The following is a 10,160-nucleotide window of genomic DNA, read 5'->3' on the forward strand; positions in this document are numbered from 1 at the left end:
TTTGAGCGAAAATTTCACCGCCTGCACGGTCAACTGCTTCCATCGCTGATTTATTGCCATACCAAGCAATATCTACTTTATCAAAGCGCATGCCTTGGATGATACCTGCGTAGTCGGGTGCAAAGTACGCTTTCACTTTCACGCCTAGCTTTTCGCTCATGTCATCTAAAAAAGGAGTCCATGAAGCTTTTAGGTTCTGTTGCGATTCGGTTGAAATAATGCCGAAGTTCAGCGTTTTTAGTGGTGCTTCTTTTGCCCATGCTGGAGCGAGCGTTGCTGCTGCCATCGCAATGGCAACTGAGATCTTACGGATTGCACGTAACATTGTTCAGATTCCTTTTGACTGAATGTTGACTGTAGTTGGATTGGTCTCTATCGAAGTTTCTGGGATAGGAGTGTTAGGAAAGTGTCCTTCCACAATAACGCCAGCTTCTTCCGTTTTTCCGCGATACAGAGCTTCAAGTTGAGCTGTCGTTAGCCCATTGCTGCTGCCCTGATAAAATATGTGTCCATCACGAAGTGCGATGACATGCTCACAGTAATTTAAGGCATGCTCGACTTGGTGAAGCGTCACAATGACGGGGATGTCTTCTTGTTGGTTGATTTGTTGCAGCAGCTCCATAACGATGCGTGATGACTCGGGATCAAGCGACGCTATGGGCTCATCAGCAAAGATGATTTTGGCGTCTTGCATTAAGGCTCTCGCAATCGCAACCCGTTGTTGTTGCCCCCCAGACAGTGTTGAAACACGCTGGTGGGCAAAGGCTGCCATTCCTACCCTATCCAATGCTTCTAACGCTTTCTTTTGCTGCATTTGAGTAAATTGCCCGCTAAGGGATCGCCACCATGGCGTTTCACTCAGCGCACCAATCAAAACGTTGGTGAGAACCGATAGGCGGTTTACTAAGTTAAATTGCTGGAAGATGAAGCCAGCTTGAGAGCGTGTTGACCGAATTTTTGGGTGCACCTTGCCACCAAGCTGCACAGGCTGCCCCATAATGTGGATCTCGCCAGATTTGCTGCTGCTTTTGTCGCCGGCCATTAAGCCATTTAAGTGGCGTAGTAAGGTGGATTTCCCTGAGCCAGATGGTCCCAGTAGCGCCGTCATACCACGGTGCGTGAGATCCAAATTAATGTTGTTTAAGGCGCGGTTTTCGCCAAAGGTTTTGTTTAAATCCGCGACGTTAACGATGCTGTCCATAGAGTGAACCTTCTGTTTTGTTCAGCTCTATCCTGCTAGGGTGAAATGACGGTTTTATTGCAGCGAAATGTCAGAAAAATGCAGCGAAATATTGGTAATTCGCTTAAAAGTCTGTTGTTAAAAGGCTTGATAAGAGATGTCTAGACAAGTGTGGGCAGTTGTCTAGATAGGTGTTTCATCAAAAGTTCATGAAGTAGCGTGAAAAGCTTGGGATGAAGTGGGTTTTGAAAATGCCACCTCCAGCATAGGAGGTGGCAGTTACTTTATGGGGTAGGCGTGTAAGGGTCGTAGCCGCATTGCCCAATGGCGGTGGCTTTGGTGTAGGTGATTTCGTCTAGCAACGGAAATTCAGATGCGTAGTTATCGAGTGTTTCTTTAGCATTATCTGTCAGCGTAGTGTCGTAAACGGAAACACACCTCAACAGAGTGTTTTGGCTGATATCTAAGTTAGTTATGCTGTTCGAACCAAGGTGAAGTGTACGAAGTTTTGTAAGTGCCCTTATGTCGATATCGATGAGTTGATTGCCAGCAGCTTCTAGCTTCAGAAGGTTAGTATATTGCTGGACTGGTAGGTGGCTTAGTGAGCTAAAGCTGACTTCTAACCAAGCTAACTTGCTGCTTTCATTTGGCAAGGTTATTGAGTTGAGTGGACTTGCCTTTATCTCGAGTTCTACCAAATTAGACGCGTTTGATGCATCAAGAGAATGTATCAAGGTTCTACTCAATTTTACTGCTCTCAGTAAAGGCATATCGGTTAATTCAATGGTGCTAATAGGGTTCTCGGAAAGATCCAGTTTTGTGAGTTTGGAATAGTGGTTTGAGGAGAATGTACTCAGGCTTTTATTGGCGGTATACAATTCGCTCAATTCAGTCAAATGACTTGTATCTATTTCAGAAGCACCAGTATCACTGATGTTTACTACTGTCAGTGCGGCATTGTTCATCAAATCGAGAGACGCTAAAGCATTTTCCTTAAGACGCAAATGGGTGAGCTTTACGTTTTTTGTTAAAGAAACCAAATTGAGTTGATTTTGAGATAAATCCAGATCGGTTAGAGAAGATAAGTTCGCCGTATCGATACTCTGAAGCTGGTTTGCTGAGAGCTTTAATTGAGTAAGCTTATCCGTTGAGGGAAGTGAAATGGACTGTAATTTCCCATCTAGCTCTGGATGCCCATTCACGCCAAATACACGAACAGTTTCAAGCATAACGTTATGGCTAAGGTTTAGATCTTGAACTTGAGAGCCAAATACGGTCAGTGACGTTAGCTTGGTGTTGTGGACCAAATCAAGATTCGTTAAGTCAGGCACTCTATGTAGAAAAACTTCCTTTATGTTAGCGTTGTTAGCCAAGTTAACGGATGCAAACTTTGCTTCTGATACCGTCAGCTTCTCTAGTAATGTGTTTTGAGATACATCGATATCACTAATACCGCTGGATTGAATAAGCTTCAATTCAGTTAAATTAGGGAAAGCCTCGAAATTTATACTTACAGGGGAAGAAGAGGTTGTATTTTGAATATCCAATTTTGTCAAAGAGGTAAATTGTTCAATATCTTTGTGATAACCGTACCGACAGGTGAAATGAGTCACTTCATCGACAAACTTCCAATTGTTCCCTTCTTTTAATGCATCTACACAGAGTTTTATCGAGTTGTTTTCAAACGTCAGGTTTTCTATCAAATTACCAGCATTCTGAACCGTTACATCGACGGTTCTTGATCCCGTTGCCCCTTCATTATCTGTCGCTGTAACTTTGAATGTCAGGGTTTCCTCTCTATTTAGGGTTGGAGAAGTAAAGCTCAACGCCTGCGAATCTGGATCGGCAATCGTGACATGAGTACCGGCTGTTTGCTCCCATTTGTATGAGGCTATTGTTCCATCGCGATCATAAGCAGAAGCCGCAATAGTCACGGGTTGGTTAATATCCGTGGTCTCATCACGAATAAAGTTAAATGCAGGTGCTCGATTTGGTTTTACGTGCACGAAAGCTTGCTGGTTGGCGGTTGCTCCTTGGTTGTCTTTCACTGTTACTTCAAAAGTCAGCAGCTCTTCTTCGGTTATAGCGGGTACGTTGAAGGTCACTTGCTGAGAACTTGGATTGTTCAACGTGACGCTTGTCCCCGATTTTTGCTGCCAAGTGTACTCGGCTATTTGCCCATCTGGATCGGTTGCATTGGCAATGATGCTTGCCACGGTGCTTGGTCTAACGGTTTGGTCCGTAATGGCGTCAATTTGCGGTGCTATATTGGGCGTATCTGGTGTTGTCGGAGTTGGTTCGGTTGTTTCTTTGTCTCCACCGCCACCACATGCTGCTAACAAAAGTGGGGCTAAGAGTAGCGTTACATTTTTTAGAGTCGTCATTTAAAGCCTTTGAATACTTTTCGTATTTTCTTAAATACGGAACGATGACGTGCCCATGTTGTGAATGTGTGGGCGAGAGATGCGTTCCATGCCATGCCAACAGAAGAGATACCGAAAATTTTTTGTTTATGAGTGTCTGATAAAGCCAACCAGACAGAGGTATCTTTTGGGGTAACGAAATTGCTTTGCGTAATAGTTTGAATTTATAAAGCTATTCTCGTTTTTAGCCATACTAATGTTTAGGTAGCTTTGAGACTAGGTGCATAACTGAAAGGGTAATGAATACGTGAAGTGTGTCTAATTTATTTTTGGCAGGTTAATTGTTTGTAAAGTAAGAAAAAAGGCCAGATATCTGGCCTTTGGTATTTTAGGGGAAGTGGTTTAAACGTCTACCCGTTCGAACACGGTTGCAATTCCCTGTCCTAAACCAATACACATGGTCGCTAAACCGTACTTGGCATTGTTAGCTTCCATTAAATTGATAAGAGTGGTGGAAATTCGCGATCCTGAACAGCCGAGAGGGTGACCAAGTGCGATAGCGCCACCGTTAAGGTTCACTTTTTCGTCAACCACATCCAGTAACCCTAAGTCTTTTGCACATGGCAACGATTGCGCCGCAAAGGCTTCGTTTAGCTCTACTACATCCATGTCTTCGATAGAAAGACCAGCACGCTTAAGTGCTTTTTTGGTGGCAGGAACAGGTCCGTATCCCATGATGGAAGGATCACAGCCAGCCACCGCCATTGAACGCACACGAGCACGAATTTTCAGCCCAAGCTCTTTGGCTTTATTTTCACTCATCACCAGCATGGCGGATGCACCATCTGATAAAGCTGACGATGTCCCTGCTGTCACCGTTCCGTTGGCAGGGTCGAAAACAGGTCGAAGCTGAGATAACCCTTCCACTGTGGTTTCAGGGCGAATCACTTCGTCATAATCTAAGGTGATCAGCGAACCGTCAGGAGCGTGCCCTTCGGTGGGAAGAATTTCATTTTTGAACCTGCCTTCTTGAGAGGCGGCGTAAGCGCGAGCGTGAGAGCGTGCTGCAAATTCATCTTGTTGTTCACGGCTGATACCATGGATTTTGCCTAGCATCTCCGCGGTCAAACCCATCATACCCGCTGCCTTCGCCACGTTCTTTGACAAGCCAGGGTGAAAATCTACGCCATGCGTCATGGGTACGTGCCCCATATGCTCAACACCACCGATGAGGCAGATTTCGGCATCGCCAACCATGATGGCACGAGAGGCGTCATGAAGCGCTTGCATTGAAGAACCACACAAACGGTTGACGGTAACGGCACCGACTTCAATCGGTAACCCTGCCAGCAAAGCCGCATTTCTTGCGACATTGAAGCCTTGTTCTAGAGTTTGCTGTACACAGCCCCAGTATACGTCTTCGATTTCGGAAGGGTTAACCTGTGGGTTACGCTCCAAGATACCTTTCATCAAATGTGCGGATAGATCTTCTGCTCTTACATTGCGAAATGCTCCGCCTTTGGAGCGCCCCATCGGGGTTCTAAGGCAATCAACGATCACTACATTGTTCATTTTAAGATTCCTTTTCCAAAGAGGGTTATAACGTGCTTGCTTGTTGAGCGTCGTAAAAAGAGTCGCCTTTTTCTGCCATATCAACCAACATTTTTGGTGGTAGATACATGGCACCAAGTTCAGCATATTGCTGCGCCATCGCGACAAACTCGGCAATGCCCACGCTGTCTAGGTAGCGGAATACCCCACCACGGAAAGGAGGGAAACCTAAGCCGTAAACCAGAGCCATATCTGCTTCTTGAGGAGAGGCGATAATGCCTTCTTCCAAGCACAAGACAACTTCGTTGATCATCGGAATCATCATGCGTTGAATAATGGTTTGTTCGTCAAAATCTTGCTGTTCAGCGCAGACGGGTGCAATCACAGAAAGAATGTCATCACTGAAGGCTTTCTTCGGTCGACCCTTCTTGTCTACGCTGTATTGATAGAACCCGCTGCCGTTTTTCTGGCCATAGCGATCAGATTCAAACAGCGCATCAATCACATCTTTGCCATCTTTACCCATACGCTCAGGGAAGCCTTGCGCCATAACGGCTTGTGCGTGATGGGCGGTATCGACACCGACAACGTCTAGAAGGTAAGCCGGACCCATTGGCCATCCAAACTTACGTTCCATTATTTTATCGACTTTGGTGAAGTCTGCCCCGTCACGCAGCAACATGCTGAAACCGCCGAAATACGGGAATAAAACACGATTCACAAAGAACCCAGGGCAGTCGTTCACAACGATAGGGGACTTGCCCATTTTTGCCGCGTAAGCGACCACTCGGTTAATGGTTTCTTCCGATGTGTGTTCGCCTCGGATGATTTCGACCAACGGCATGCGATGAACTGGGTTGAAAAAATGCATGCCACAGAAGTTTTCTGGGCGTTTAAGAGATTTCGCTAACAAATTGATTGGAATGGTAGACGTGTTAGATGTGATAACCGTATCTTCTCCAACCTGCTCTTCAACCTCACCAAGTACGGCGGCTTTTATTTTTGGATTTTCGACAACCGCTTCGACAATCACATCTGAGTTTTCAATACCTGCGTAATGCAAACTTGGGGTGATTGAAGCTAGAATTCCTGCCATTTTGAAGCCATCAATGCGACCACGAGACAAGCGCTTGTTCAACAGTTTGGATGCTTCGGTCATACCCAAATCTAATGACGGCTGAGCGATGTCTTTCATCATTACTGGAACGCCCTTAAGCGCGGATTGGTAAGCAATGCCTCCACCCATGATGCCCGCACCAAGTACAGCTGCACGTGCGGTGTCTTTCGATGCGGATTTCGCAGATTTCTTCGCTAGCCCTTTGATGTATTGATCGTTTAAGAACAGTCCTACCAAGGACTTGGCTTCTTCCGATTTTGCCAATTTAACAAAATACTTGCGCTCAACGTCCAATGCATCATTTCGAGCACTGCGAGCCGCTTCTTCAATGGCGGTCACAGCAGCCATTGGAGCAGGATAATGTGGACCCGCTTTTTGGAATACCAAACCTTTTGCCATGGTAAAACTCATCATGGCTTCTGTTTTACTTAATGTAAGGGCGGAGATTTTCTGCTCTCGACGCGCTTTCCATTCGATCACATCATCAGCGGCTTGCTCAACAGTCTGGATCGCCGATTGGCGAAGGCTTGCGGTATCAACGACTGCATCCAGTAGCCCAACCTTTAATGCTTCATCTGCTCTGCAAGCTTTACCTTGCGTAATGATTTCCATGGCACTGTCTGCACCTATCACGCGTGGCAGGCGAACACATCCGCCAAACCCGGGCATGATACCCAACTTGGTTTCAGGTAGCCCGATGCTGGTGGTTGCATCACCAATGCGAAAGTCAGTCGCGAGTACGCACTCACAACCGCCACCTAAGGCATGCCCTGTCATGGCAGAGAGTGTTGGAACGGGTAAATCTTCTAGTTTGCAGAAAATACTATTGGCAAACTGAACCCATTGATCCAGTTCATCTTCAGGTTTTGCAAACAAACCGAGGAATTCGGTGATATCGGCACCTACGATAAAGGCATCTTTATCCGAGGTGAGAATAAGCCCTCTCAAGCCTGAATGATCTATAAGTGCATCCAGCGCCTGATCGAGCGATTCTAACGTAGCAAGGTCAAGCTTATTAACTGAGCCTGGAGAGCAAAAGCTAAGCTCGGCAATGCCGTTTTTTATTTCCTTTACTTGTAGAGTATTTGATTGGTAAATCATGTCTAACTCCGCGATATGCAATCCGAGATTGCTTGAGAGAGTGAATGTTATAGTTATGTTGTCATATTGTTCGACTTTGTAAGTGTGCGCTGAGTTGTGGTTAATTTCAATACATTTTCAAACGCGTGTTTGATTTTTATTAGGTTGATCTTGTTCAGTACACGACAGGCAGAAGGACGTGATACACTTCTCTCTCTTGTCAAACTGACCTATGTGCTATGAATTTACTCCCATTTTTAATTCCTGCAGAGCCAGCAATCTTCGAAGAAGAGATCAAAAAGAGTCTTTTCATTACTCAGTTGGCGCATACTCCGTCGATAGAGTCAGCCAAGGCATTTATAGACTCGGTAAAAGTTGAGCACGCGTCTGCAAGGCATAATTGCTGGGGGTTTGCCGCTGGGAGACCAGAAGATTCTCTTTTGTATGGGTTCAGCGATGACGGTGAACCATCAGGAACGGCAGGTAAACCAATACTGGCTCAACTATCGGGTTCAGGCGTAGGGGAAATTAGCGCCGTGGTTACTCGATACTCAGGTGGAATTAAACTGGGAACCGGAGGTTTAGTAAAAGCATATGGCGGTGGTGTACAGCAAGCACTTAAGCTGCTTCAAACAATAGAGAAAAAAATAACCACAAACCTTAAGCTAAGGTTAGACTATTCGTTCATGCCTATTGCTCAATCTTTAATGGAAACATACCAAGCTCATCAGCTTGAGGCTGATTATGGCGAATTCGTTGAAGTGATTTTAGAAATAGAAGTAAGCCAAGTGGAAGGGTTTACTCAGGCAATCATAAATAAGAGTGGCGCTAAAGCAACGGTCACGCCATTAAAATAGAATTTAGGAATATTAAGAAGCGACGCTTCTGAAGCAAGCATGCAATTTCGTTCAATTATCCGCATCGTCGGTTTGTTACTCGCTCTGTTTAGCGTGTCTATGCTGGCGCCCGCTTTTGTCGCGCTGATCTACCGAGATGGTGCTGGTGTGCCATTTGTCACCACATTTTTCGTACTGCTTATCGCTGGTGGTTTTTTCTGGTTCCCTAATCGCCATCATCGACATGAATTAAAAGCTCGTGATGGATTTTTGATTGTGGTTCTATTTTGGACCGTAATCGGCAGTGCGGGGGCCCTCCCCTTCTTAATTTCTGATACCCCAGACATATCTGTAACGGACGCGTTTTTTGAATCTTTCTCAGCGTTGACCACCACAGGTGCAACCGTCATCGTCGGGCTTGATGACTTGCCCAAAGCGATACTCTTCTATCGACAGCTTCTGCAATGGTTTGGTGGCATGGGGATCATTGTATTGGCGGTTGCCATTCTTCCGGTTTTAGGTATCGGGGGAATGCAGTTATACCGAGCTGAAATTCCGGGGCCTGTAAAAGACAGCAAGATGACACCACGCATTGCCGAAACTGCTAAAGCGCTCTGGTACATCTACCTCAGCCTAACCATTGCATGTGCGAGTGCATTTTGGTTAGCAGGAATGAGTTTGTTTGATGCCATCAGCCACAGTTTCTCGACAATCGCCATTGGTGGGTTTTCAACGCACGATGCCAGTATGGGGTACTTCGACAGTTCTGCCATTAATATGATTACGGTGGTGTTCCTTCTTATTTCTGCATGCAATTACTCATTGCACTTTGCCGCTTTTGCTTCTGGCGGTGTTCATCCTAAATATTATTGGAAAGATCCTGAATTTCGAGCCTTCTTCTTTATTCAGGGTATCTTATTCTTGATCTGCTTCTTGCTATTACTTAAGCATCACTCCTATACCTCAGTGTTTGATGCTTTTGATCAAGCTCTCTTTCAAACCGTTTCCATTTCGACGACGGCTGGTTTTACAACAACAGGCTTTTCGGAGTGGCCTCTGTTCTTACCAGTGCTGTTACTTTTCTCCTCCTTTATAGGGGGATGTGCAGGATCAACGGGTGGTGGTATGAAAGTCATCCGTATTTTGTTGCTGACCTTGCAAGGGGCACGTGAATTAAAACGCTTGGTTCACCCAAGAGCTGTATACACCATCAAAGTCGGCGGCACAGCGCTGTCCCAACGAGTAGTGGATGCGGTTTGGGGGTTCTTCTCTGCGTACGCTCTGGTTTTTGTGGTTTGCATGTTGGCATTGATTGCGACAGGTATGGATGAATTGAGCGCATTTTCTGCTGTAGCAGCTACGCTCAATAATTTAGGTCCAGGTCTGGGCGATGTCGCATTGCATTTTGGTGATATTAACGATACCGCCAAGTGGGTGTTGGTTGTATCGATGCTATTTGGTCGTTTAGAAATATTCACACTACTTATTCTGCTGACCCCAACATTCTGGCGCAGCTAAATTCACTAATTAAGGAAGCTCGATGGAAAAAGTACTTCTACTTCACTCCAGCCGAGAAGGGCAAACCGTTAGAATTCTCCACTATATAGAAGAGAAGCTTGGAAACGTTGAGTGTGAAACAAAAGACCTACACTTAATCGATGCGCTGGATTTGTCTGGTTACGATAAAGTTATCATTGGTGCGTCAATTCGTTACGGTCACCTTAATAAGAAATTGTATCGGTTTATCGAAGCGCACCTAGATCAGCTGAACAAAGCCAATGCAGCGTTCTTCTGTGTGAACTTAACAGCAAGAAAAGAGGCGGAAGGTAAAGATACACCTGAAGGTAGCGCTTATATAAGGAAGTTTCTTATAAAATCGCCTTGGCAGCCGAAATTAATAGGTGTTTTTGCTGGCGCGCTGTATTACCCACGATATCGTTGGTTCGACAGAGTGATGATTCGTTTTATTATGTCGATGACAGGCGGGGAAACGGATACGACGAAAGAAGTGGAATACACCAACTGGGAAAAGG

8 protein-coding genes are annotated in these 10,160 nt (G+C 45.5%); 3 read left to right on the plus strand and 5 right to left on the minus strand.

All coding sequences use genetic code 11. The features are described 5' to 3' along the window. The 5 genes from VPNCDNU1_RS29110 to fadB all read right to left on the minus strand — a co-directional run. A partial coding sequence (locus tag VPNCDNU1_RS29110) for a PhnD/SsuA/transferrin family substrate-binding protein (protein WP_237324146.1) occupies positions 1-325 on the minus strand: 325 nt, incomplete at its 3' end. 3 nt (positions 326-328) lie between these two features. Next, complete coding sequence (phnC, locus tag VPNCDNU1_RS15295) at positions 329-1,201, minus strand: phosphonate ABC transporter ATP-binding protein (RefSeq protein WP_104401121.1); 873 nt, start codon at positions 1,199-1,201, stop codon at positions 329-331. A 263-nt stretch (positions 1,202-1,464) separates the two neighbouring features. Continuing rightward, the gene (locus VPNCDNU1_RS15300; protein ID WP_104401122.1) at positions 1,465-3,564 is read right to left on the minus strand and encodes a leucine-rich repeat domain-containing protein; all 2,100 of its coding nucleotides are present in this window, start codon (positions 3,562-3,564) and stop codon (positions 1,465-1,467) included. A gap of 381 nt (positions 3,565-3,945) precedes the next feature. Further along, positions 3,946-5,115 carry an acetyl-CoA C-acyltransferase FadA gene (gene fadA / locus VPNCDNU1_RS15305; protein WP_104401123.1) on the minus strand — a complete coding sequence of 390 codons (1,170 nt, stop codon included), beginning with the start codon at positions 5,113-5,115 and terminating at the stop codon, positions 3,946-3,948. 25 nt (positions 5,116-5,140) lie between these two features. Next, on the minus strand, positions 5,141-7,312 hold the full coding sequence (fadB, locus tag VPNCDNU1_RS15310) for a fatty acid oxidation complex subunit alpha FadB (RefSeq protein WP_104401124.1): 2,172 nt from the start codon (positions 7,310-7,312) through the stop codon (positions 5,141-5,143). 218 nt (positions 7,313-7,530) lie between these two features. On the opposite strand from fadB, the gene VPNCDNU1_RS15315 reads away from it, so the two are divergent. The 3 genes from VPNCDNU1_RS15315 to hemG all read left to right on the plus strand — a co-directional run. Next, positions 7,531-8,148, plus strand: coding sequence for a YigZ family protein (locus VPNCDNU1_RS15315; protein WP_104401125.1), 618 nt, complete (start codon positions 7,531-7,533; stop codon positions 8,146-8,148). Positions 8,149-8,187: 39 nt separating this feature from the next. Further along, entirely contained in the window at positions 8,188-9,645 is a 1,458-nt protein-coding gene (locus VPNCDNU1_RS15320; RefSeq protein ID WP_104401126.1) for a TrkH family potassium uptake protein, read from the plus strand. A gap of 22 nt (positions 9,646-9,667) precedes the next feature. Then, a partial coding sequence (gene hemG / locus VPNCDNU1_RS15325) for a menaquinone-dependent protoporphyrinogen IX dehydrogenase (protein WP_104401127.1) occupies positions 9,668-10,160 on the plus strand: 493 nt, incomplete at its 3' end.

The organism is Vibrio penaeicida (assembly GCF_002933855.1).
GTDB lineage: Bacteria > Pseudomonadota > Gammaproteobacteria > Enterobacterales > Vibrionaceae > Vibrio > Vibrio penaeicida_A.